General features: G+C 63.6%; 24 protein-coding genes. 19 read left to right on the forward strand and 5 right to left on the reverse strand.

Annotated elements, in window-relative coordinates:
- The first annotated feature begins 269 nt into the window (after window positions 1-269).
- From YU9_RS0132695 to YU9_RS0132710, 4 genes are all read left to right on the forward strand, one after another.
- Window positions 270-1469, forward strand: a complete 1200-nt coding sequence (locus YU9_RS0132695; protein ID WP_027576564.1) for a TrmJ/YjtD family RNA methyltransferase — start codon at window positions 270-272, stop codon at window positions 1467-1469.
- Between the two features lie 101 nt (window positions 1470-1570).
- Complete coding sequence (locus YU9_RS0132700) at window positions 1571-3253, forward strand: tetratricopeptide repeat protein (RefSeq protein ID WP_027576565.1); 1683 nt, start codon at window positions 1571-1573, stop codon at window positions 3251-3253.
- Between the two features lie 326 nt (window positions 3254-3579).
- Window positions 3580-3888, forward strand: coding sequence for a 1-deoxy-D-xylulose-5-phosphate synthase (locus tag YU9_RS0132705; protein WP_245266612.1), 309 nt, complete (start codon window positions 3580-3582; stop codon window positions 3886-3888).
- A 54-nt stretch (window positions 3889-3942) separates the two neighbouring features.
- The gene (locus YU9_RS0132710) at window positions 3943-4179 is read left to right on the forward strand and encodes a hypothetical protein (RefSeq protein WP_245266613.1); all 237 of its coding nucleotides are present in this window, start codon (window positions 3943-3945) and stop codon (window positions 4177-4179) included.
- Window positions 4180-4294: 115 nt separating this feature from the next.
- Here the strand turns inward: YU9_RS0132710 and YU9_RS0132715 are convergent, their stop codons facing one another.
- Window positions 4295-4942: a TetR/AcrR family transcriptional regulator gene (locus YU9_RS0132715; protein ID WP_027576568.1), complete on the reverse strand. Its 648-nt coding sequence runs from the start codon at window positions 4940-4942 to the stop codon at window positions 4295-4297.
- Between the two features lie 246 nt (window positions 4943-5188).
- Between YU9_RS0132715 and YU9_RS0132720 the strand changes: the two genes are divergently transcribed.
- Genes YU9_RS0132720 through YU9_RS0132730 form a run of 3 tightly spaced genes read left to right on the forward strand, consistent with a single transcriptional unit; the run spans window position 5189 to window position 7831 of the window.
- Window positions 5189-5731 (forward strand): OsmC family protein, encoded by a 543-nt coding sequence (locus YU9_RS0132720; protein WP_027576569.1) that lies wholly within the window; start codon window positions 5189-5191, stop codon window positions 5729-5731.
- Between the two features lie 35 nt (window positions 5732-5766).
- Window positions 5767-6900 (forward strand): acyl-CoA dehydrogenase family protein, encoded by a 1134-nt coding sequence (locus YU9_RS0132725; protein ID WP_027576570.1) that lies wholly within the window; start codon window positions 5767-5769, stop codon window positions 6898-6900.
- Between the two features lie 52 nt (window positions 6901-6952).
- Window positions 6953-7831, forward strand: a complete 879-nt coding sequence (locus YU9_RS0132730) for a sulfurtransferase (RefSeq protein WP_027576571.1) — start codon at window positions 6953-6955, stop codon at window positions 7829-7831.
- Between the two features lie 116 nt (window positions 7832-7947).
- On the opposite strand, the gene YU9_RS0132735 is transcribed toward YU9_RS0132730, so the two are convergent.
- A complete protein-coding gene (locus YU9_RS0132735; RefSeq protein ID WP_027576572.1) occupies window positions 7948-9879 on the reverse strand; it encodes a sigma 54-interacting transcriptional regulator in 1932 nt (643 codons plus the stop codon).
- A gap of 176 nt (window positions 9880-10055) precedes the next feature.
- Here YU9_RS0132735 and YU9_RS0132740 point away from each other — a divergent pair, with 176 nt between their 5' ends.
- The 4 genes from YU9_RS0132740 (at window position 10056) to cynS (ending at window position 13856) form a co-directional block, all read left to right on the forward strand.
- Window positions 10056-11435, forward strand: a complete 1380-nt coding sequence (locus tag YU9_RS0132740; protein WP_027576573.1) for a CmpA/NrtA family ABC transporter substrate-binding protein — start codon at window positions 10056-10058, stop codon at window positions 11433-11435.
- Between the two features lie 148 nt (window positions 11436-11583).
- On the forward strand, window positions 11584-12426 hold the full coding sequence (gene ntrB, locus YU9_RS0132745; RefSeq protein WP_027576574.1) for a nitrate ABC transporter permease: 843 nt from the start codon (window positions 11584-11586) through the stop codon (window positions 12424-12426).
- Window positions 12427-12431: 5 nt separating this feature from the next.
- A complete protein-coding gene (locus tag YU9_RS0132750; protein ID WP_027576575.1) occupies window positions 12432-13352 on the forward strand; it encodes an ABC transporter ATP-binding protein in 921 nt (306 codons plus the stop codon).
- Window positions 13353-13367: 15 nt separating this feature from the next.
- On the forward strand, window positions 13368-13856 hold the full coding sequence (gene cynS, locus YU9_RS43145; RefSeq protein ID WP_051380595.1) for a cyanase: 489 nt from the start codon (window positions 13368-13370) through the stop codon (window positions 13854-13856).
- Between the two features lie 113 nt (window positions 13857-13969).
- Here cynS and YU9_RS0132760 read toward each other — a convergent pair whose 3' ends face one another.
- Window positions 13970-14293: a DUF1476 domain-containing protein gene (locus tag YU9_RS0132760; protein WP_027576576.1), complete on the reverse strand. Its 324-nt coding sequence runs from the start codon at window positions 14291-14293 to the stop codon at window positions 13970-13972.
- 322 nt (window positions 14294-14615) lie between these two features.
- On the opposite strand from YU9_RS0132760, the gene purC reads away from it, so the two are divergent.
- Window positions 14616-15383 carry a phosphoribosylaminoimidazolesuccinocarboxamide synthase gene (gene purC, locus YU9_RS0132765; protein ID WP_008974302.1) on the forward strand — a complete coding sequence of 256 codons (768 nt, stop codon included), beginning with the start codon at window positions 14616-14618 and terminating at the stop codon, window positions 15381-15383.
- 13 nt (window positions 15384-15396) lie between these two features.
- Window positions 15397-15636, forward strand: coding sequence for a phosphoribosylformylglycinamidine synthase subunit PurS (purS, locus tag YU9_RS0132770; RefSeq protein WP_014494125.1), 240 nt, complete (start codon window positions 15397-15399; stop codon window positions 15634-15636).
- A gap of 101 nt (window positions 15637-15737) precedes the next feature.
- Here the strand turns inward: purS and YU9_RS0132775 are convergent, their stop codons facing one another.
- Window positions 15738-16754: a magnesium and cobalt transport protein CorA gene (locus YU9_RS0132775; RefSeq protein ID WP_027576577.1), complete on the reverse strand. Its 1017-nt coding sequence runs from the start codon at window positions 16752-16754 to the stop codon at window positions 15738-15740.
- A 166-nt stretch (window positions 16755-16920) separates the two neighbouring features.
- Between YU9_RS0132775 and purQ the strand changes: the two genes are divergently transcribed.
- From purQ to YU9_RS0132795, 4 genes are all read left to right on the forward strand, one after another.
- The gene (gene purQ, locus YU9_RS0132780; RefSeq protein WP_027576578.1) at window positions 16921-17622 is read left to right on the forward strand and encodes a phosphoribosylformylglycinamidine synthase subunit PurQ; all 702 of its coding nucleotides are present in this window, start codon (window positions 16921-16923) and stop codon (window positions 17620-17622) included.
- Window positions 17619-18590: a tripartite tricarboxylate transporter substrate binding protein BugD gene (locus tag YU9_RS0132785; protein ID WP_027576579.1), complete on the forward strand. Its 972-nt coding sequence runs from the start codon at window positions 17619-17621 to the stop codon at window positions 18588-18590. Before purQ ends, YU9_RS0132785 begins: the two co-directional genes overlap by 4 nt.
- A 208-nt stretch (window positions 18591-18798) precedes the next feature.
- Window positions 18799-20265 (forward strand): VCBS domain-containing protein, encoded by a 1467-nt coding sequence (locus tag YU9_RS44805; protein ID WP_051380596.1) that lies wholly within the window; start codon window positions 18799-18801, stop codon window positions 20263-20265.
- The gene (locus YU9_RS0132795) at window positions 20184-20816 is read left to right on the forward strand and encodes a VCBS repeat-containing protein (protein WP_084299150.1); all 633 of its coding nucleotides are present in this window, start codon (window positions 20184-20186) and stop codon (window positions 20814-20816) included. The genes YU9_RS44805 and YU9_RS0132795 overlap by 82 nt, the downstream gene beginning before the upstream one ends.
- Window positions 20817-20858: 42 nt before the next feature.
- Here YU9_RS0132795 and YU9_RS0132800 read toward each other — a convergent pair whose 3' ends face one another.
- Window positions 20859-21257: a RidA family protein gene (locus YU9_RS0132800; RefSeq protein ID WP_027576581.1), complete on the reverse strand. Its 399-nt coding sequence runs from the start codon at window positions 21255-21257 to the stop codon at window positions 20859-20861.
- 136 nt (window positions 21258-21393) lie between these two features.
- On the opposite strand from YU9_RS0132800, the gene YU9_RS0132805 reads away from it, so the two are divergent.
- Window positions 21394-21990: a TetR/AcrR family transcriptional regulator gene (locus tag YU9_RS0132805; protein WP_027576582.1), complete on the forward strand. Its 597-nt coding sequence runs from the start codon at window positions 21394-21396 to the stop codon at window positions 21988-21990.
- A 253-nt stretch (window positions 21991-22243) separates the two neighbouring features.
- Complete coding sequence (locus YU9_RS0132810) at window positions 22244-22981, forward strand: tetratricopeptide repeat protein (RefSeq protein WP_027576583.1); 738 nt, start codon at window positions 22244-22246, stop codon at window positions 22979-22981.
- The last annotated feature ends 304 nt before the right edge of the window (window positions 22982-23285 follow it).

A 23285-nucleotide genomic window follows, 5' to 3' on the forward strand; every position in this document is an offset into this window, starting at 1 on the left:
GATAGCAGCGGGCGAAAGCCAAGGGATTATGCACTTTTAGCTCACCCAGCTTCCCCAGATGGGGAGCGGCCGGCCGGCCCGCAGCCGGGTCCGGGCTCACGTTCCCAGCGAGATTCAAAAGTCGAATCCAACCCGTTATTTCCCTTGAGAATTTCGTCAGGACAGGCAAACGACAGACCGCGAGGGCGGCCCGGTCCTGGGGACCGCTTGAATCAATTCCTCAGACGGCCTTGCCAAGGCCTTGAGAGACAGTGTGAAAGCGAAGCGAGATGTCAGGGACTGACAAGAGCAAGGCGGGTCTTTCCCTCGATGGTCCCATCGTGATCCTGGTCGAGCCGCAGCTCGGCGAGAACATCGGCATGGCCGCGCGCGCCATGGGCAATTTCGCGCTTAGCGCCCTGCGCATCGTCAACCCTCGGGACGGCTGGCCCAACATCGCCGCCCAGCGCGCCGCTGCCGGCGCCGACCACATCCTGCAAAAGGTCGAGTTGTTCGGCACGGTGGAAGAGGCGGTCGCCGACCTCGACCTGCTTTTCGCCACCACGGCGCGTCCCCACGACCAGGCCAAGCCCGTGGTCGGGCCGGAGGCCGCAGCCAGCGAGATCGCCAGGCACGTCGCGACCGGCGGCAGGTGCGGCATCCTGTTCGGCCGCGAGCGCTGGGGCCTGACCAATGAGGAGGTCGGGCTCTCCAACCGCATCATCACCTTCCCGGTCAATCCGGGCTTTGCCTCGCTCAACCTCGCCCAGGCCGTGCTGCTGGTGGGCTATGAATGGTTCAAGCTGGCGACCTCTGGCGCGCTGCCGCACGCCATGCCGGAGCGCTCCGAGCGCGCCTCGCAGCACCAGATGCAGGCCTTCTTCGACAACCTCGTGCGCGAGCTCGACAAGGTCGAATTCCTGCGCCCGGCCGAGAAGCGCGACACCATGCTGGTGAACCTGCGCAACATCTTCAGCCGGATGGAGCCGACCAAGCAGGACATGCACACGCTGCACGGTGTGATCATGGCGATCGCGGAAGGGCGCAAGGGTCCGGCCAAGGGCGGCGTGCTCGACGGCGCGCAGGCGACGCGCCTGCGCGCGCTCCTCGCCGAACACGGGCAGGGCGGCGGCGTGTCCGACAGCGGCTCCACCGTGCGCGGCCTTGCCCGCCTGCTCCGCCGCAACCCGACGGATGCCGAACGCCTGCTCTGGCAGGCGCTGACGCGTGACCGCCGCTTCGCCGGCCAGTTCAAGCGCCAGACCCCGGTGGGGCGCCACATCCCGGACTTCGTCTCCTTCCCGCACCGGATCGCGATCGAGCTGGTCAACCCGGGCGAGGGCGAGGCGATCGCGGCCGACCGCGCGGGACGGCGGACGTGGCTCGAGGCGCGGGATTATCGGGTGCTCGACATCCGCGCGGCGGATGTCGAGCGCGATCTCGAGGCAGAGCTGGTGCGGCTGCAGGGGATGATGGCGGACAGCGCGTAGGTTCGGCTTGCCGGCGCGTCATCCGGAATTGCGGCAACCAAGGGATGTGCAGACGCGCAAATGGTTGCTATGACGGTCTCCGGGAATTGAATGGGGACTGCATGTTTGGAATGCCAAGCCGCGCACCCGTTGGTGCGGCAGCAGGCGTGGGTGCGTTGGCGCTGACGGCCTTGCTCGGAATATCAGGCGCTCACGCGGAAATGCCTTTGAGCGCCAAGTGCAACGCCGTCGGAAACTTCAGCGTTGATGACCGCATCGCGGGCTGCACCGCTGTTATCCAGTCGGCAACTGGCATCCAGCACGGAGCGATCATGGCGCGCTTCCGCCGCGCCATGTTCTACCGCCAGAAGGGCGAGATCGACCTTGCGATAGCGGACTACAACGAGATCATTGAGCGCGATCCGGGCAATCTGAACACCCGCATCGCGAGGGCCTCTGCGTTCATCCAAAAGCGAGAGCCCGAGGCTGCGCTGCCTGACTACGCCAAGGTGATCGAGCTCGATCCGAAGAATACCTACGCCTACATCGGACGTGCTCACGTCTATTCGGCGAGACGCGACTTCGTCCGTGCCATCGCCGATTATGATCAGGCCCTTCTGATCCATCCGGACAATGTCATAGCGCATGTCGAACGAGGCCTCTCTTACGTCCGGAATGGGGATCCGGATCGGGCCATGGCTGACTGCGATCGTGCCGTCGAGATCAGCCCGCAAACCGGCGGCGGCCAATTGTGCCGCGGTCGAGTTTACTTCGCAAAGGGTAAGAGAGAGCTCGCATTAGCCGCACTCGATCAAACCATCCAGATCAAACCCAAAAACGAGAATTTTTACTACTTCCGAGCCGAATCCTTTTCTCAGCTGGGTGAACTCGACCGCGCTATCGCCGACTATGACCGGATCATCGAGCTGAACCCACAAAGCCGGTCTGCCTATGGCTGCCGGGGCGTCGCCTATGCTCAAAAGGGCGATTACGATCGTGCCATTGCCGATTTCGACCGGGTGATCCAGCTGGCACATCAGGGTCAAGGAAGCTCCGCCGACCGGCAGACTCCGCTCCAAAGTCAGGACGCCGACCCCATTTCTGCGTCCGTCGCGGGTGAATCAAACGTACTCGCTTCCGGCGATGGCCCTGCGCTCCGCGCTCGGGGAGTGGCCTACGTCGCGAAGGGGGACTTTGATCCCGCAATCGCAGATTTTGATGAAGCGATCCGGCTCAATCCCAAGGACAAGGAAGCAATATCGAATCCCGGCAACGCATACAGAATAAAGGGGGATTTTGGCCGCGCGATCGCGGACTATGATCAAGTCGTGCAGCTCGATGCCAAGGATGCGCGCGCCTACTTCCATCGTGCGAGGTTCTATTGGCAGAGTGCTTCATTCACCAAGTCGCTGTCCGATCTGGATCAGGCGATCCTGCTCAATCCGAAGGATGCCTATCCGGTCGTATGGCGCGAGATTGTTGCAAAGCGTACGGACCAACCGAGCCGCTTGAGCGAGTCCGCAAAGCAGCTCGACGCGATGAAATGGCCCGCGCCGATCGTCAATCTCTTCCTTGGCACGATGACAGCGGAGCAAGTGCTCAGCGCCGCGGAGGATGCCGACCCCACGAAGAAGAAGGCGCAGGTCTGCGAGGCGAATTTCTATATTGCAGAGCGCGCATTGCAGAGCGGCTCGAAAGAAGAGGCCTTGAAGCTGTTCGAGCAGGCGGCGGCCAATTGCCCGAAGACCTTTATTGAGAAGCAGGCCGCGGATGTTGAGCTTGGCGCGCTGCGAGCGAGCCGCTGATCGAGCGGCCGCCGTCTCGTAGCTCTCGTAGGGTGGGCAAAGCGGCTTGTCCGCCGTAGCTCGAAGAGCGAAGGCGGAAGCGTGCCCACCATGACGATCGACGTAGTTGATACAGGTGAGCACGGCGCTGTGCGCCTTTTGCCCACCCTACGAAACTGCTCGATTGGGTCAGCGCAAGCATCATGAGCGGATCAGCGCGCTTACGATTGCTTTATTGACAAGGTTCGCTCGGATTGCAATCCGTTTCGACATTTATTACAGATTGCGTTAAGAGGGCATTTTCACTTGCACGTCACGCCGGTCCGAGCATGCCGAAAACACGCATTATGTATATCGAGGACAAATCCAGCTCGCTGAGCGGACCGGCGCGGATTGGACGCGTCACTTTCTCGAAGACGGGCAAGTCCATCAGCTATGGAGGACGCACTTTCCAAAGCTTGAAGGGCAGCGGCTTCAAGGCAAACTACTTCGACGTCGAAACCGGAGAACGGTTCTGGATCTCAGGTCCGCGAAAAGATGGCAAGGATCGCCTCCACCCTGAAAGCTCCGCTCCAATCGAAATCGACGCCGACGTCGCAGAAGAATATTGGCGTGAAATCAGAGGAGAGCGGTTTCGCCACGCCGCCGAGAAATAGGTGAGTTACGCGTCAAGGGTCGTCCTCCGACTGCCGCTATCGAACGAGGACTTGTTGGCTGCGTTCGTTGAGCAGTGCCTTTGCGATAACGTTGCTCTTATCGCAGTCGCCGGAGAAGGCGCGGCGCGGATAGAAGACATCATCGACGAACTCGTCGTAGGCGACGGGTCGGACGACGCGCGCTTTGTTGTGACTACCTCACACCCGAATGAGACAGTGGAGGAGGTTTTGGAGTTTGCCGGCTTTTGGAATGACGAGCGAAATCAGCCCGTCCAGATCGTAAATCTATAAGGCGCAACGATTTCCCCTCCGCGTTAACGAGCATCGTAGCCCGGATGAGCGAAGCGATATCCGGGGCAAGGTCCCGCATGTCGCTGCGCTCATGCGGGCTACGGGACCGGCGCGCTCACACCGCCTCGAGCTGATCCGCCGCGCGCTTCTTCTTCGCCTTGCCCTGGCCGAGCAGGGGGCCAGCCGTGAGCGCGGCTGTATCCGCGACGCCCGGATCGCGCGAGATCATCGCGGCGACTATGGCGCCGTCGATGAGGAGGCCGAGCTGATGCGCGAGCACCGCGGGCTCGGCTGAGCCGAGCTCGCCGGCGAGCTTCTCGATGTGGCCGAGCACGATCTTCTTGTGCTTCAGCGCGATGTTGCGGAACTGCTTGGCGTCCTTGTCGTGCTCGCCGACGGCGTTGATGAAGGGGCAGCCGTAGAAGCGCTCTTCGGCGAACCAGCTCTTCAGTGCCGGGAAGATGCGCGTGAGTTTTGTCTGCGCATCGCCGCCTCCCGCTTCCATGGCGCCGATGAACCATTCGCGCCACTGCTTGCCTTCGCTCTCCAGCACGGCGTTGACGAGATTGGTCTTGGAGCCGAACAGCTTGTAGAGCGTCGTCTTCGCCGTGCCGGCTTCCTCGATGATCGCATCGATGCCGGTGGCGTTGATGCCGTTCTTGCAGAACAGATGCGTCGCCGCGTTGAGAAGGCGACCGCGTGCGGACTCGTCCTCGGCGGCGGCAGCGTGGGGCGAATTCTTCTTCGATGACGTCTTTGCCATGGACTCAAACTTACCCGCAGCCGTGCCGCATCAGCAAGCCGCATCTGTTTCGCGCTGAAAAGATTCGCAAAGCCTGGCCGGTCTGCATGGGGTTTGAGCAAGGACCGGCTGATCAATCCGCAGGCAGGACGCTTAAGCGGCTCCAAAGCCTCGCCTTTTGTTTTTCGCGGGCTCTGGCACGCTCCATGCAAGGAAACAGACCGTTCGGTATCCTGCCGATTTCCACTTCTGCCAGGGAGAAGACTGATGACTGCCGTCGTTCAGAAGACAGTGCTGACGGGCTGCCTCGCGCCCATCGACAAGAACGGGCTCGAGCAACTGATTGCCAACGGCAAGGCAAATCCGAAGGTCATCAAGACCTTGAAGTGCAAGACGGTCGCGGAAGGCAAATTCCGCCACGCCAACTATATCCGCAACCTGCCGCCCTACATCGTCGACGAGCCGCCGGGTCTGTTGGGTGACGACACCGCGCCCAATCCGTCGGAAGCCTCGCTGGCCGCGCTCGGCTCGTGCCTTGCGGTCGGCCTGCATGCCAACGCCGTGCACCGCGGCTGGATCGTCAACAAGCTCGAGCTGGAGCTCGAAGGCGATCTCAACATCACCGCGGTCTGGGGCACCGGCGACACCTCCGACAAGCCGGTCGGATTCACCGATGTCCGCGTCAAGGTCGACATGGAATGCGAGGGCATCTCGCCGGACGAGATCAACGCGCTGGTCGCCCATGTGAAGAAATGGTCGCCGGTCGCCAACACCTTCACCCGCCCGGTCAATCTCGAGGTCGGCATCTAGCTGATAGCAATCAGGACAAGGTGCGGGAGACGATCATGGGTTCACTGGCTTTATCGCGGGCCGAAGTTCTGGATCAGCCCGCACCGTCTATTGCGGACGAGGTGGCGCGGATCGCGCGCGAGCAGCTCGCGCCGCTCGCCACCGGCATCGATGACGGCTCGGTCTATCCGGCCGAGGTGTTGCGCAAGCTCGGTGCGGTCGGGGCGTGGGGCAGCCACGTGCCTCACGAAGGCCCGGCCGATCTGCGCTGCGCGATCCAGGCAATGGCGGCGATTGGGGAGGTCTGCGGGGCGACGGCCTTCATGGCCTGGTGCCAGAACACGCTGGTCTGGTACGCGGCGAACTCGACCAATCTGAAGCTGGCCAAGCGTTTTGGAGATGCGTTCTCGACCGGCCGGATGCTCGGCGGCACCGGCTTGTCCAACCCGATGAAGAGCTTCTTTGGCATCGAGAAATTGAAGCTTAGGGGGCGCAAGGTCGAGGGCGGCTATGTCGTGCGCGGCGCGCTGCCCTGGGTCTCCAATCTCGGCCCCGACCATTATTTCGGCACCATCTTTGAACGCGAGGACGAGCCGGGCATCGCAAGTGGCGAGCCCGGCACCGTGATGTTCCTGGCCGATTGCTCGGACCCTGCGATCACGCTGACGCCGTGCAAACCGTTCCTCGCCATGGACGGCACCGGCACCTATGGCGTGCAGTTCCGCGACGTCTTTGTCCCCGATGAGCTGATCCTCGCCGATCCCGCCGGACCCTTCGTCAAGAAGATCCGCGCCGGCTTCATCCTGCTCCAGGCCGGGATGGCGCTCGGCCTGATCAAGGACTGCATCAACATCATGGACGAGGTCGACAATCCCCTCGGCCATATCAACCGCTATCTGCCGCAGCAGCCGGTACATTTCCGCGATCTCGCCGCCGAGCTCGAGGCCGAGACCATGGCGCTGGCACGCGATCCCTACAACGAGGAGGAGACTTACTGGCGCAAGGGGATTGCGCTGCGGCTTCGCGCGGGCGAAGCCAGCGTCGCGGCGGCGCATGCGGCGATGCTGCATTGTGGCGCGCGCGGCTACCTCAAAAGCCACCGCGCGCAGCGGCGCCTGCGCGAGGCCTATTTCGTCGCGATCGTCACGCCTGCCACCAAGCAGCTGCGCAAGATGCTCGCCGAGTCCTGAGTTTCACGAGTCCACCCCAGAAGACCACCCAACCTCAACGGAGAGGCTGCCAATGACGGACGTTCTGATCTCTGCCAGCGAACTTGCCGATCTCTTGAAGCTAGAGCCGTGTGTCGTCATCGACACCCGCAATCCCGACGCCTACGCCGCCGGCCATCTGCCCAATGCCGTCAACGTGCACGAGATTTTCACGTTCCTGGCGACCTCCACGCCCGAGGGCATGGCCGAGCTGAAGACGAAGTTCGCCGATGCCTTCGGCAGCGCCGGTCTTTCCGGCAAGGAGACGGCCGTGATCTATGAGCAGTCGATGAACTCCGGCTTCGGCCAGTCCTGTCGCGGCTATTATCTGCTCACCATGCTCGGCTATCCCAGGGTGAAGGTGCTGCACGGCGGCTTCGACGCCTGGGCGGCGGCGGGTCTTCTCGTGACGAAGGATGTGCCGACGCCGACCAAGGCCTCGTTCGCGATCGTGCCGGAAGCCGGCGAGATCCTGATCGACGCCAAGACCATGCTCGCCGCGGTCGGCAAGCCCGGCATCGCCATCCTCGACGTGCGCGACGTCGACGAGTGGATCGGTGACAGCTCGTCGCCCTACGGCAAGGATTTCTGTCCGCGCAAGGGCCGCATCCCCGGCGCGGTGTGGCTGGAATGGTACCGCATGATGAAGCCGACTGCCGAAGGCCCGCGCTTCAAGTCCAAGGACGAGATTTTGGCCGAATGCGCCACGGTCGGCATCTCGCAGACGACGCCGGTCTATCTCTACTGCTTCAAGGGCGCGCGGGCCTCGAACACGTTCCTGGCGCTGAAGAACGCCGGCGTGAACGACGTGCGGATGTATTTCGGCTCCTGGAACGAATGGTCGCGCGATCCCTCGCTGCCGATCGAGCAGGGGCTGCCGATTGCATCGGGGGTGACGACCAAGGCGGCGTGAGTGCACGCCTCGTCCTTCGAGACGACCGCTTCGCGGTCTCCTCAGGATGAGGCCAAGCGGCATCGGTGCCTTTTGAAACTGCTGCCCGCACTCCGCCCTCATCCTGAGGAGCCCGCCTAAAGCGGGCGTCTCGAAGGATGTGCCGCTTGCGGACGAGGCGCGATCCCCAGCGCCTTGATCCGCGAGGCGAGCGTGGTCGGCTTGATGTCCAGCATCTCGGCTGCGCCGCCGGGGCCGAAGACTTTTCCGGCACAGGCCTCGAGCGCGGCCAGGATGTTGGCGCGCTCGTGGTCACGCATTTCGGACGATGTCATGATGGCGGGGCGGGCGTCGGCCTTCTGGCGGGCGGCGCCGCTAGGCGCTTGCGCGCCGGAGGCATCAGGCAGATCGATGCGCAGGCGGCCGTTCTGCGACAGGATCGCGGCGCGCTCGATCACATTCTGCAATTCGCGCACATTGCCGGGCCAGTCGTAGCGGGTCAGCCGTCGCGCATCGCCCTCCGACAGGCGCAGGTTCGATTTCAGCGCCTTGCTTTCGCGCGTCAAAAAATGCTGGGCGAGCAGCGGAATATCCTCGCGCCGTTCGCGCAAGGGCACCGTCTCGATCGGGAACACGTTGAGGCGGAAATAGAGGTCCTCGCGGAAACGGCCGCGCTGGACCTCCTGCTTGAGATTGCGATTGGTCGCGGCGATGAGACGAACGTCGACCGCGCGGGTGCGCGCCTCGCCGACGCGCTCGAAATGGCCCTCCTGCAACACGCGCAGCAGCTTGCCCTGCAGTTCGAGCGGGATCTCGCCGACCTCGTCGAGGAACAGCGTGCCGCCATCGGCGAGCTCGAAGCGGCCGATGCGGTCGCGGGTTGCACCGGTGAAGGCGCCGCGGACATGGCCGAAGAACTCGCTCTCGAACAACTCGCGCGGGATCGCGGCGCAGTTGACGCGGATCAGCGGCCGGTCGCTGCGGGTGGAGTCCTCATGGATGGCGCGCGCGATCAGCTCCTTGCCGGTGCCGGATTCGCCGTTGATGATCACCGCCGCCGTCGTCGGCGCCACCAGCTTGACCTGGCGCAGCGTCTTCTGGATCGCGTCGCTCTGGCCGATGATGCCGCGCGGATTGGTCTCGATGCGGATTTCTTCCTGGAGATAGGCGTTTTCCAGCTCCAGCCGCTCGCGCAGACGGTCGACCTCGGCAAGCGCTGCGTGCAGCTTCTCGTCGGCCTCGCGGCGCTGGCTGACGTCGCGAAACACCACGACGGCGCCAACGACGACGCCGCGATCGCGGATCGGAGTCGAGGTGTATTCGACCCAGGCGGGCGAGCCGTCCTTGCGCCAAAACACCTCGCCGTCGACCTGATGCACGGCGCCGTCGCGGAAGGCCGCATAGATCGGGCAGTCATGGTTGTGATAGTGGCGGCCGTCGTGATGGGTGTGGTGGACGATCGGATGGATCTCCTTGCCGACCAGCTCCTCGGCGGTCCAGCCCAGCATCCGTTCCGCCGCGGGGTTCACGAACGTGGTTTTTCCTTCCGCGTTGACGCCATAGATGCCTTCGCCGGCGGCGCGCAGGATCAGCTGGTTCTCGCGCTCGATGTCCTGAAACACGCGCTCGACCCGCTGCCAGGTCGAAATGCCGCCGCGCATATGGTCTTCGGCGGCGGCATCGACATTGCGCCGGCGTCGCGCTTCGAGATCGGTCAGCGTCAGCAGCAGCAGCGTGCGGCCGTCATGCGGCAGCAGGCAGCCGGCATATTCGAGCTGGAGATTTTGCCCCGTCGCATGGCGGGGATTGAGCGCCGTGGTCCAGTAGGCGCCCTTGTGCAGCACGGCCTGGGTGAAGACGGTGAGGGCGGCAAGCTCGCCGGCGTGGAGCGTGCTGGGCCTGATCTGCCGCAGCAGGGCGCGGTCGTAGCCGAGCAGGGCGCAGGCGGCGGGATTGGCATCGACGATCTGGTCGCTGAAGGGGTCGACCAGAAGCGTCGCCTCGACGGAGGATTCGAACGCCGCGATGCGCGGGTCGATGGCGGGAGCCACATCACCGTGGATGGGCATTGGCGTCGTTGGCCATTGCGAAATCTCGTAATTGAACTACGAAAACTCGTTTATCACGAGTTTTCGTAGTGGCCAAGCGCGAGCGAAAGTGTTGCGTCATCAAGGCTCTGCCCGCTTCCAGGGCCGTGGCATGCTCCTTGCGTAATTCCTCTCCGCAATGACGCGCAGGAGGGCCGATGTCCACGTTCGACAATCCGTTTGATCCCGATCGCAACCTTCGACCCGGCTGTGCCTGTGGCCAGCATCGTTCTGCGGAAGAGCACGAGCAGGCCGCGGGGCTGGGCTGTGAGCCCGTCGAGAGCGAGGAGAAGCGCTACGAGAGCGTCGTCGCTTCCGCGGTGATGCGCGCGATGTTTCCGCAGGATGTGGCGCGGCGCGCGTTCCTGAAGTCGGTCGGCGCATCGACTGCGCTCGCGGCACTCTCGCAGTTCTTCCCGCTCAAGACGGCGACTGAAGTGTTTGCGCAGGCCGGCGCGCCCGAGAAGAAGGACCTCAAGGTCGGCTTCATCCCGATCACCTGCGCAACGCCGATCATCATGGCGGCGCCGCTGGGCTTCTATGCCAAGCACGGCCTCAATGTCGAAGTGGTCAAGACCGCCGGCTGGGCGGTGATCCGCGACAAGACCATCAACAAGGAATACGACGCAGCCCACATGCTGGCGCCGATGCCGATCGCGATCTCGCTCGGCTTAGGTGCCAATGCCATTCCCTTCGCCGTGCCTGCAATCGAGAACATCAACGGGCAGGGCATCGTGCTGGCGACCAAGCACAAGGACAAGCGCGATCCGAAGGACTGGAAGGGCCTGAAATTCGCCATCCCATTCGACTATTCCATGCACAACTATTTGCTGCGCTATTATCTCGCGGAAGCCGGCCTCGACCCCGACACCGACGTGCAGCTGCGCTCGGTGCCGCCGCCGGAGATGGTCGCGAACCTCCGCGCCGACAATATCGACGGCTTCCTTGCGCCCGACAACATCTGCCAGCGCGCGATCTATGACGGCGTCGGCTTCATGCATCTGCTCTCCAAGGAGATCTGGGACGGCCATCCCTGCTGCAGCTTTGCCGCCAGCCGCGAATTCATCACCACCGCACCAAACAGCTTTGCGGCGCTGACGCGGGCCATCGTCGATGCCACCGCCTACGCGTCGAAGGCAGAGAACCGCAAGCAGATCGCGGAGGCCATCGCGCCGGCCAACTACATCAACGCGCCGGTGACGGTGCTGGAGCAGGTCTTGACCGGCACCTATGCCGACGGCCTCGGCGGGGTGAAGACCGATGCCAAGCGCGTCGATTTCGATCCGTTCCCCTGGCAGTCCTTCGCGGTCTGGATGCTGACGCAGATGAAGCGCTGGGGCCAGATCAAGGGCGACGTCGACTACAAGGCGGTTGCCGAGCAGGTGTATCTGGCGACCGACACCAAGAAGCTGATGACCGAGATGGGGCTCACGCCGCCCAGCAGCGCGTACAAATCGTTCGCGGTCATGGGCAAGACCTTCGACCCGGCCAAGCCGGAGGACTATCTGGCGAGCTTCAAGATCAGGAAGGCGTCGTGAAGAGGTGCGCTCTTGTGTCCCGGACGCGATGCAGCACGCAGTGCTGCTTCGCAGAGCCGGGACCCAGTCGTGCCGCATGGGTCCCGGTTCTGCGTCGCATCGCTTCGCGCTGCGCCGCGTCCGGGACACGATACCGGGGATATGCATGATGACCACATCCTCCCTCCGCCTCCGCGCCGGCCTCGTCTCGATCGCGCTGCTGGCTGCCTTCCTCGGCATCTGGCATCTCGCGACGCGCTCCACTGCGCCCGTAGCAACGATGAGTCCGGAATACGCCAAGCTGATGGGCCTCACGGCCACGCAGGGCAAATCCGCGATGCCCGGGCCGCTCGATGTTGGCGCCAAGCTCTGGCAGCATCTGAAGCGTCCGTTCTACGATAACGGGCCGAACGACAAGGGGCTCGGCATCCAGCTCGCTTATTCCATCGCGCGCGTCGGCACCGGCTATCTGCTGGCCGTGCTCGTCGCCATTCCTCTCGGCTTTCTGATCGGCATGTCGCCGCTGCTGAGCAAGGCGCTCGATCCCTTCATCCAGGTCTTGAAGCCGATCTCGCCGCTGGCCTGGATGCCGCTCGCGCTCTACACCATCAAGGATTCCTCGATCTCGGCGATCTTCGTCATCTTCATCTGCTCGATCTGGCCGATGCTGCTCAACACGGTGTTCGGCGTCGCCAGCGTGCGCAAGGAGTGGGTCAACGTGGCGCGAACGCTGGAGGTCGGCACCGTCAGGCGCGCCTTCACCGTGATCCTGCCGGCCGCGGCGCCGACGATCCTGACCGGCATGCGCATCTCGATCGGCATCGCCTGGCTCGTGATCGTCGCGGCCGAGATGCTCGTCGGTGGCACCGGCGTCGGCTACTTCGTCTGGAACGAGTGGAACAACCTCTCGATCACCAACGTCATCATCGCGATCCTCTTGATCGGGATCGTCGGCATGCTGCTGGACCAGATCCTGGCGCGCTTCACGCGCATGGTCACGTTTCCGGAGTAAAGGTTGTGACCGACAAATTCATCTCCATCGAAGCCATCGCAAAACGTTATCCGGGCGCCGGCGGCGCGACGACCACCGTGTTCGAGAACCTCTGGCTCTCGATGGCGCGCGGCGAGTTTTGTTGCGTGATCGGCCATTCCGGCTGCGGCAAGACCACGGTGCTCAACATCCTCGCCGGCCTCGATGCGCCGAGCGAGGGCGCCGTCATCGTCGACGGGCAGGCGATCTCGGGCACCAGCCTCGACCGCGCGGTGATCTTCCAGAGCCATGCGCTGCTGCCCTGGCGCACGGTGCTCGGCAACGTCGCCTATGCCGTCAGCTCGAAATGGCGGAACTGGGATCGCGTCAAGGTGAGGGCGCATGCGCAGACCTTCATCGATCTCGTCGGGCTCACCGGCTCAGAGCACAAGCATCCGTCGGAGCTCTCGGGCGGCATGAAGCAGCGCGTCGGCATCGCGCGGGCGCTGTCGATCACGCCGAAGATGATGTTGATGGACGAGCCGTTCTCGGCGCTGGATGCGCTGACGCGCGGCACGCTGCAGGACGAGGTGCGGCGCATCTGCCTCGAGACCGGGCAGACCGCGTTCATGATCACCCATGACGTCGACGAGGCGATCTATCTCGCCGACAAGATTTTCCTGATGACCAACGGTCCCGGCGCGGTGCTGGCGGAGGTGGTCGAAAACCCGCTGCCGCGGGACCGCGGCCGCACCGACCTGCACCGCCATCCGCTCTACTATGCCTTGCGCAACCACATCATCGATTTCCTGGTGACGCGCAGCAAGACCTTTGCCGCCGAGACGCCCGGTCACGATCCACGCAACGTGCCCCTGGTGCACATCGGCAAGCCCGGACTTTCGATCGCGTCCAACGAAGAGCAACGACAGACCTGGATATCCGGGACCAGCCCCGGACTGACGGCTTAAAAAGGAGACCCTGACATGAAACGCGAAGACCTCACCGAGAAGCTGCTCGACATCAAGCGCGAGAAGGGCTGGAGCTGGAAGCACATCTGCGAAAAGATCGGCGGCTATTCCGAAGTGCTGATCGTGGGCGCGATCATGGGTCAGATGAAATTGACCAAGCCGCAGGCCGCCAATGCCGGCGAGCTGTTCGGCCTGTCGAAGGCGGAGGTTGCGATGCTCAACGAGGTGCCGATGCGCGGCACCGGCACGCCGATGCCGCCGACCGATCCCCTGATCTACCGTTTCTACGAGATGGTGATGGTGAACGGTCCAGCCTGGAAAGCGCTGATCGAGGAAGAGTTCGGCGACGGCATCATGTCGGCGATCGATTTCGACATGGCGCTCGAACGTGTCGCCAATCCGAAGGGCGACCGCGTCAAGATCACCATGAGCGGCAAATTCCTACCGTACAAATATTACGGCGCCAGCGGCAACGTGCCGGAGTACGGCTTCAAGGAGGGCTGAGGTTTGGTGTCATTCCGGGGCGGTCCGCAGGACCGAACCCGGAATCTCGAGATTCCGGGTTCGCGCTTACGCGCGCCCCCGGAATGACTGTGTGTGTGTGGATGCTCTGCGCGCTACTTCCCGGCCTTCACCTCGGCGGCCGCGACCGCGAGCAGCTCGCTCATCTTGGCGCGAATCGCCTGCTCGGTGACGGCGACGCTCTTGGCGGCGAAATCGGCCGTGATCTTGCGCAGGACGTCGGCATCGCCGGCCTCCTCGAAATCGGCCGCGACCACCTCCTTGGCATAGGCGGTGGCGGCGTCACCGGTAATGCCGAGCTTTTCGGCTGCCCACAGGCCGAGCAGCCGGTTGCGGCGGGCCTCCGCCTTGAATTTCTGCTCCTCGTCGAGAGCGTACTTCTTCTCGAAACCTTCCTGGCGCTTGTCGAACTCGCTCATGCCTGTTCCAAATCTCCTGCTGAATGGCGCGGGAGCCGTCCGTTGCGGCGACCCGGCTGCATGCCTAGATAGATAGCACGAATCGGCAAAACAACGGGCCGTTAAGCCGCAGGGCAAGACGGTATAAGTTGGCGCCGGACGGCCGGATCGATTGTGCTCGGACAGCCAATCGGATAGGTTGCCTGAAGGTTTGGTTCCCGTTCTGTTTCCAAGGGTTATGAATGGGTTCCCAGCCGTTCACGGCAGCTCCGCTGTGGGTCGTAATCCTAGTCAACCGGAGCACACCAATTTCATGGATTTCAACAAAACACGGTACATCCCCATGAGCCGTCGGCGTCGCATTTATGAAGGCAAGGCAAAGGTTCTCTACGAAGGCCCCGAGCCCGGTACCCTGATCCAGCACTTCAAGGACGACGCCACCGCGTTCAATGCGAAAAAGCATCAGGTGATCGAGGGCAAGGGTGTCCTCAACAACCGGATCTCGGAGTACCTGTTTCAGCACCTCAACGACATCGGGGTGCCGACTCATTTCATCCGCCGTCTCAACATGCGCGAGCAGTTGATTCGCGAGGTCGAGATCGTGCCGCTGGAAGTGGTGGTGCGGAACGTGGCCGCCGGCTCGCTGTCGCAGCGTCTCGGCATCGAGGAGGGCACGCAGCTGCCCCGCTCGATCATCGAATTCTACTACAAGAACGACCAGCTCAACGACCCCATGGTGTCGGAAGAGCACATCACCGCCTTCGGCTGGGCGACGCCGCAGGAGATCGACGACATCATGGCGCTCGCCATCCGCGTCAACGACTTCCTCACCGGCCTCTTCCTCGGCATCGGCATCCGTCTCGTCGACTTCAAGATGGAGTGCGGCCGCCTGTTCGAGAACGAGATGATGCGGATCATCGTCGCCGACGAGATCTCGCCGGACAGCTGCCGTCTGTGGGACATCAAGTCGAACGAGAAGCTCGACAAGGACCGCTTCCGCAGGGACCTCGGCGGCCTGCTCGAGGCCTATACCGAAGTCGCAAAACGTCTCGGCATCCTCATGGAGAACGAGCGTCCGGCGGGCTCCGGCCCGGTCCTGGTGAAGAGCTAAAGGGGTTTTTGACGTGAAGGCACGTGTCACCGTTACCTTGAAGACGGGCATCCTCGATCCGCAGGGCAAGGCCATCGAAGGCGCGCTGAAGTCGCTCGGCGTCGACGGCGTCGCCAGCGTCCGCCAGGGCAAGGTGTTCGACATCGAGCTCGCCGGCGCCGACAAGGCCAAGGCCGAGGCCGCGCTGAAGGAAGCCGCTGACAAGCTGCTGGCGAACACCGTGATCGAGAATTATCGGGTCGAAATCGTCTGAGTTTGTAGCCCGGATGGAGCGAAGCGCAGTCCGGGATGCTATCCGCGCGTGACGCTATCCCGGATTGCGCTTCGCTCCATCCGGGCTACGAAGCAATTTGCTTACAGCCACCCGGCGCGGCGAAACCGCCAATACAGCGCGCCGCAGGCCGTCAGCATCACGCCGAGCAGCATGTAATAGCCGTACTCCCATTCCAGCTCCGGCATGTGCTTGAAGTTCATGCCGTAGATGCCGGCGAGCGCGGTCGGGATGGCGATGATCGCGAGCCAGGAGGCGAGCTTCTTGGACACCGCGGTCTCGTGAGCCTGGCCGACCAGCAGGCTCGCCTCGAAGGCGAAGGCCAGCACCTCGCGCATGGAATCGATGCGCTCCTGGATGTTGCGGACATGGTCGGTGACGTCGCGGAACAGGGGCTGCATCGTCGCGCGCACCATCGACAGCTCATCGTGCTCGAGACGGCGGCAGACCTCCACCAGCGGTCCGATTGCGTTGCGGAGCCGTAACAGGTCACGCCGCAGCATGTAGAGCCGCTCGATCTGCGTCTTGGTGATCGCGTGCGCGAGCACGTCGTCCTCGATCTCCTCGATCTCCTCGTGAATGCTTTCCAGCACGGGCGAGTAATTGTCGACGATGAAATCGAGGATGGCATAGAGGATGTAGTCCTCGCCGCGGGCGAGCGCCCGCGGGCAGCTTTCGCAGCGCTCGCGCACCGGCGTGTAGGACGTCGAAGCTCCGTGGCGCACCGAGACAAGATAGCCGTCGCCGACGAAAATGTGGGTCTCGCCGAAGGCGATCCGGCCCTCGATCAATTGGGCCGTGCGCGCGACGATGAACAGGGCCTCGCCATATTGCTCGATCTTCGGCCGCTGGTGGGCGTGGTTGGCGTCCTCGATGGCGAGCTCGTGCAGATCGAACTGCTTCTGCACCGCGCCGAGCAGCGCCATGTCGGGCTCGCGCAGCCCGATCCAGACCACGTGGCCGGGCTTGGCCCGCCAGCTCGAGGCCTCGCTGATGGCGATGTTGGCGACGCGGCGGCCGTCGACATAGGCGCCGGCGGCGACGACGCCCTCGGTGGACACCGGTTCGGAAGCGGATGCGGGCAGCGACGGGATGTTCATGGCTTCTATCCCGGGCAATTCGGGCGGCCAAATCCGACTGGCAATGGCCTGTGTACAAGGGCGTTCCGCAACGCTAGCACTGGTAAAATTCCCGTCAAATGGTTATGTCTCTTCACGAATTGGCCCTTTGGCCAGCCTTCATTCCCACCACCATCGGAACCCTGCCATGAAAGCCGCCATCCTCGTCTTTCCCGGAATCAACCGCGAGCGCGACATGGCGCGTGCCTTGAGGCTGATCTCCGGCAGCGAGCCGGCGATGGTCTGGCACGCCGAGACGTCATTGCCTGCGGGCACGGATCTCGTGGTGGTGCCGGGCGGCTTCTCCTACGGCGATTACCTGCGCTGCGGCGCGATTGCGGCACGCGCGCCAGTGATGGACGCGGTGCGCGACTATGCGGCCAAGGGCGGGCTCGTGCTCGGCGTCTGCAACGGTTTTCAGATCCTCTGCGAGTCCGGCCTGCTGCCGGGTGTCCTGATGCGCAACGCGCGGCTGAAGTTCATCTGCCGCGACGTGCATCTTCGCATCGAGCGGTCCGACACGCCGTTCACCCGCGGCTACAATGCCGGACAGGTGATCCGCGTGCCGGTCGCCCATGGCGAGGGCAATTACGAGGCGGATGAGGAGACCATCAAGCGGCTCGAAGGCGAGGGACGGGTGCTCTATCGCTACTGCTCCGCTGCCGGCGAAGTCGACGATTTCAACAACATCAACGGCGCGGCGCATTCGATCGCCGGCATCGTCAACGACAAGGGCAACGTGCTCGGCATGATGCCGCATCCCGAAAACCACGTCGAAGACATCATGGGCTGCACTGACGGCCGCGGCCTGTTCGCTGGCCTCGCCCAGCATCTGGAAAACGCCGCGTGATCTCGTTCGTGGTGAAGCGTGCTCTCGCCGCGGTCGCGGCGCTGGCGTTCGCAACAGGCGCATTCGCTCAGGACTATCCCAAGCGTCCGATCACCATGATCGTGCCGTTCGCGGCCGGCGGCACTTCGGACGTGATCGCACGTGCGGTGGCCGAGCAGATGGGGATTGCGCTCGGCCAGACCATCGTGATCGAGAACGTTGCCGGCGCCGGCGGCTCGACCGGGCTGGCGCGAGCCTCTCGCGCCGAGCCCGACGGTTATACCATCGCGATCGGCAATGCCGGCACCAATGCCGCGACCTACACGATCTACCCAAAACTGCCGTTCACGCCGGATTCGTTCGTTCCGATCGCCATGGTGGCGAAGACGTTCGGCATCATCGCGCTGCGCAAGGACTTTCCGGCGAAGGACCTCAAGGAGTTCATCGCCTACGTTAAGGCCAATCCGGGCAAGATCAATCTCGGCCATGCCGGCGTCGGCTCGTCGAACTATCTGATTTGCAAGAGCTTCGTCAGCGCCGCGGCGATCGACGCGACGCTGGTCGGCTATCGCGGCGCCGCGCCCGCGCTGACCGACGCAGTCGGCAGCCAGATCGACGGCGTCTGCGATGCCGCGGCCTCCGTCTCGCAGGCGATCAACGAGAAGCTGGTGAGGGGGCTCGTGGTCGGCTCGACCGTGCGGCTCGCCACGCTGCCGGACCTGCCGACATCGTCTGAAGCCGGCCTGCCCGAGTTCGAGGCGCAGGGCTGGAACGGCCTGTTCGCGCCCAAGGGCACGCCGCCGGCCGTGATCGCCAAGCTGAACGCAGCGGCGCGCACCGCGGTCGAGACCGAAGCGGTGAAGAAGCGGTTTGCCGATCTGTCGACCGTTGCGCCCGATGCCGACGAGCACGCGCCGGAGCTGCTGCAGCAGCTCGTGACGCGCGATGTCGAAAAATACCGGAAGATGCTCGCGGACGACGCCAAGTAGTCGCAAGCCTTCGGTTCACGATCGATCATTCCTTTCCCGCCTTTCTTGCGGCGCCGGCGATCGTGGTGCCCATCGGTGGCGGCTGACCGGAAAGCTCGCTCAATCAGGAGTAGCCGGGTTCGTCCATGTACAAAAATGGTCGCAATCTGCGCGTAAACATCGTGGCGGCTGGAGAGGTGACATCACTGGACATCGCGGAGGCACCCTCATGCACTTCGGCTCAGCCTGGCGTTGGAAGTTCTCCCACGCCGTTGATGACGCGTTCGCACTGACCGAAGATCAGGCGCGAGCCGATCAGGTCGCTACCGACGTCCTGTCGCTGGACGTGCTGGCAAATGATCGCGGGGGCCATGCCGCGGGGCTGTATTCGATCGACGACGGCAATCGGGGTGGCAACTGGGAGCTGTTGGCTCGGGACGTCGGTTGCGACGGGACCTCGCCCTGGGAAGCGACCGACAACGGCAACCTGATCCGCATCAATCATGGCCAAATCGAGCTCGATCTCAGCCATTCCCTCTCTGTGCTCGCCGCGACTGATTTCAATTCCATGGCGGCCGGGGACGTCATCGACGACGAGTTCGTGTATGCGATCCGATTGGGGCACGACAGGCTCAGCGAAGCCCGTGTCCGCGTGCATATCGACGGAGTGAACGATCCTGCCACGATCAGCGGTACTTCGACGGGAACGGTCACGGAGGACAGCGCGGTCCAGACCGCGGGCGGCACGCTGACCGTCACCGATCCCGACCACGGCCAGAGTGATTTCCAGCCGCCTGCCTCGCTGGCCGGCACATACGGTACCTTTGCGTTTGACCCGGCGACCGGCGTCTGGGGCTACACGCTCGACAACAGCGCGGCCAGTGTCCAGGCGCTGACCGCCAACGATGTCAGGCACGACCTGCTGACGATTACCTCCGCGGACGGCACCGCGCATCAAGCCATCGACGTGACCATCCATGGCGCCGACGAACCGAGACGCCTGGATCTCGTGGTGGGAGCGGAATTCACGGACATCGCGACGGACTCAGGCTCGCTGGCCGTTGTGCTGCATGATGACGTCGACGGATTTCGCGCTCCGGCCCTCTATCACAACGGCACAAGCTACTATAACGGCACGCTTGAATACACGACCGCGATCGGCATCGCCGATTTCAATGGCGACGGCCTGGCGGATATTGCGACCGCCGGCCTTGCTGGCCTCGGCACGAACTCGAGCGCCAGCGTCGGGGTGCTGCTCGGGAACGGCGACGGCAGCTTCGGCGCGGCATCCGCCTATCACAACGGCACCTCGTGGGGACCGAACCACGAATACACTTACGCGCTCGATATCGCCGACTTCAACGGGGACGGCGTGCTCGACATCGCGACTGCGGGGGTCAGCGGTGACCTCACCGCCGGCAGCGTAGGCGTGCTGCTCGGAAACGGTGACGGCACGTTCCAGGCAGGCAAGCCCTACAGCACCGGAACCGTGTACGCCAGTCTGTCGCAGATCACCTACGCGCTGGCCAGCGGCGATTTCAACGGAGACGGCAAGCTCGATATCGTGAGCGTCGGCGCGGCTGGTCCGGTGGCCCCTCAACCGAGAGTGTCAGCATGCTGCTCGGGAACGGTGACGGCAGCTTTGGGGCGCCCACGACCTATGCGACGGGAAACCTCGTCGTCGAGCACGAATTGACAGAAGCGGTTGTCGTCGGTGACGTGAATGGTGACGGCAAGCTCGACGCCGTCACCGGGGGATATGACGACAACTATCTCGCGACGGGCAAGATCGCCCACTCCATGAGCGTGCTGCTGGGCAACGGCGACGGCACCTTGCAAGCGGCGCTGCCGCTCTCCAGTGGCATTCCGCTAAACTCGATTTCCTATCAGTCGGAGGAAACCACGGTCCTGGCCGACCTGAATGGCGATGGCAGGCTCGACATCGTCGGCGCGACACACAGCGCGGAGAGCAGCGTCTTCACCATGCTGGGCAATGGAGACGGGACCTTCCAGCCGGCGTCCAAATGGTCAAACGGTTCCTCGCCGGATGGTGATGAAACGACCGCGTCGATCTCGGTCGGTGATATCGATGGCGACGGTCGTCTCGATATTGCTGCGCTCGACAGCGGCGGTTCCGTCGGCGTGCTCTATGGAAACGGTGTCGGCAGCTTTCAGCCAGCTGAGGTCGTGCAGACCGGGATTCACGACGCCCTGGCCATCCAGCTCGGCTACCTCATATCGGCCTGAAACGCGCTTGCTGACGGCCGGCGCTACGCCGCCGAGAAAGCTTTACTCGGCCGCAGGAATTCGGGCGATGACCTTGATCTCGAAGTCAAACCCCGCAAGCCAATTCACACCAACCGCGGTCCAATTCGGATAGGGGGCGTCACCGATTTCCGTGGCGCGAATGGCCATCACCGTCTCGATCTGCGTGGCGGGATCGGTGTGGAACGTGGTGACGTCGACGACATCATCCAACGTGCATCCGCCGGCCGCGAGCACGGCGCGCAAATTGGCGAACGCGCGCCGGACCTGGTCCTCGAACACTGGCTCGGGTGAGCCGTCCTCGCGGCTGCCGACTTGCCCCGAGACGAAGAGCAGGTCGCCGGAGCGGATCGCCGCAGAGTACCGATGCGCTTGATACAGCGCGTGGCGGTTCGCAGGGAAGATTGCCTCTCGCTGGGTCATGGCAGGAGCCTTTCAATCGAGCAGGGGAGTGGCGGCACGTGGGCGTGCCACCGGGTGGCCATTTATGCATAGTTCATATACGCTTCGTATGTGAGATATGACTCACATACGAGACGTATGTCAATAGGAACGAGGTATGGCAAAGGGGAAGCGCGCCGCGGCCATGGCGGAAAATCGGGGCAAGCTCATCCGCGCCGCGCGCGAGGCATTTGCCACACAAGGTTACGCAGACGCGTCGATGGACGAGCTGACGGCCTCCGTCGGGCTGACGCGGGGCGCGCTGTATCACAATTTCGAAGACAAGAAGGGGCTGCTCTGGGCCGTCGTCGAGCAAATCGACGGCGAAATGGCGGAGCGGCTCCGCATCATTCGCGAGCAAGCGCCCACCTTGTGGCAAGGCCTGCTCGCGGAGGGGAGCGCCTATATCGAAATGGCGCTCGATCCCGAGATCCAGCGCATCATGCTTCTGGATGGACCTGCCGTGCTCGGTGATCCCTCCAAGTGGCCCGGCGAGAACGCTTGTCTCGACATTACCACGCGAACGATCCGCGCGCTGATCGATGAAGGGGTCGTGAAGCCGGTCGACGTCGAAGCGGCGGGGCGGTTGCTGAACGGCGCTGCGCTCAGCGCGGCATTATGGGTCGCGGCAGCCGACGATCCCAAGAGCGTGCTGAACAAGGCCGTTGATGCGTTTCGAGAGCTTGCAAGCGGATTGCTGCGCAAGGCGGTCTGACCGTGCGTGATGGAGATGCACTCGATAGCTGCTTTTGCAGCGTGTGGGACCGCGATGGATGAGCCATGTCTTGGCAGCCTTGGGCCGAGGCTCATGAACCTGCATCGCGTTTGAGACGACAGACTCCTCGTCGCCATCAAGGCGGGCGTCCGGGTTCACTGATTTTTGCGAGCGGAAGCAACTCAAAGTTGTTTCATCGCTTCAGTTGCGATATCAGGAGGCCGACGCTGTCGTTGTGCTTTCCGGATGTCACATGCCCGTCGCTTTGGTCGTTCTGCTGCTCGATATCACGCTGATCTATCACGCCTCGCGAACCGGGCGGCTGCGGCCCTGGGCCTTCATCATCCTGATGGTGCCGTTGATGGGCGCGCTCGCCTATATCGCGGTCGAGCTCATTCCGGAATGGTTTTCCAGCCCCGGCGCACGTCAGGCGCGCCAGCGTGTCGCCAATCGCCTCGATCCCGAGAAACGCTATCGCGAGCTATCGGACCGGCTGGCTGGCACCGACACCATCGCCAACCGCGCGGCACTGGCGGAAGAGTGTGTAAATATCGGTCGGTTCGCCGAAGCGGAAGCGCATTATGATCACATCCTGAAGCTGCCCATGGGCCACGATCCCGCCTATGCGTTTCGCAAGGCGCAGGCCGAGTTTGCCGCCAAGCGCCCCGCCGATGCGCTTGCGACGCTGGACGATCTCCAGAAGCAATGGCCGGACTTCGATTCCGCCGATGCGCATCTCTTGTACGCTCGGGCGCTTGCGGAGGTCGGACGCTTCGACGAGGCCCTCGAGGAATATCACGCGCTCGCCGGCTACTTTCCCGGCGCCGAAGCGCGGGTGCGCTACGGCATGCTGCTGCAAACGGTCGGCCGCAGCGCCGAGGCGCGCATGGTTTTCAACGAGCTGCTGATCCAGATGCGGCGCGCGCCGAAATATCTCCGCAAGGCGCAGGCCGAATGGCTGTCGATCGCGGAGAAGCAGATTTCGGCGTGAGTGGTTGAATCACTCGAGCAGCCGCGGGCTCCCTTAACCTCTCCCGCTTGCGAGAGCTTTGCTTAATGGGATGTGAGCGAGTGGTTCCCGATGTCGGGCTTTTTTTGCGCGGCGTCGGACGGCGCGCGGCGTGGAATGGGTGCGTTTTCCGCGGCCGACCGCTGGCGTCGGGCGGCGGCGGTCATGCCGCAGCTCCCGCAGGAGACAGCACCGCCCATCGTTTGAGATTCATGGCGAGGCAGATCAGGCGCAGATGCGTCTGGTTGCGCGCCAAGCCCAGATAGCGGGCGCGCGCCCAGCGGTA

This window comes from Bradyrhizobium sp. WSM1743 (assembly GCF_000473065.1).
In the GTDB taxonomy this organism is placed as follows: Bacteria; Pseudomonadota; Alphaproteobacteria; order Rhizobiales; family Xanthobacteraceae; genus Bradyrhizobium.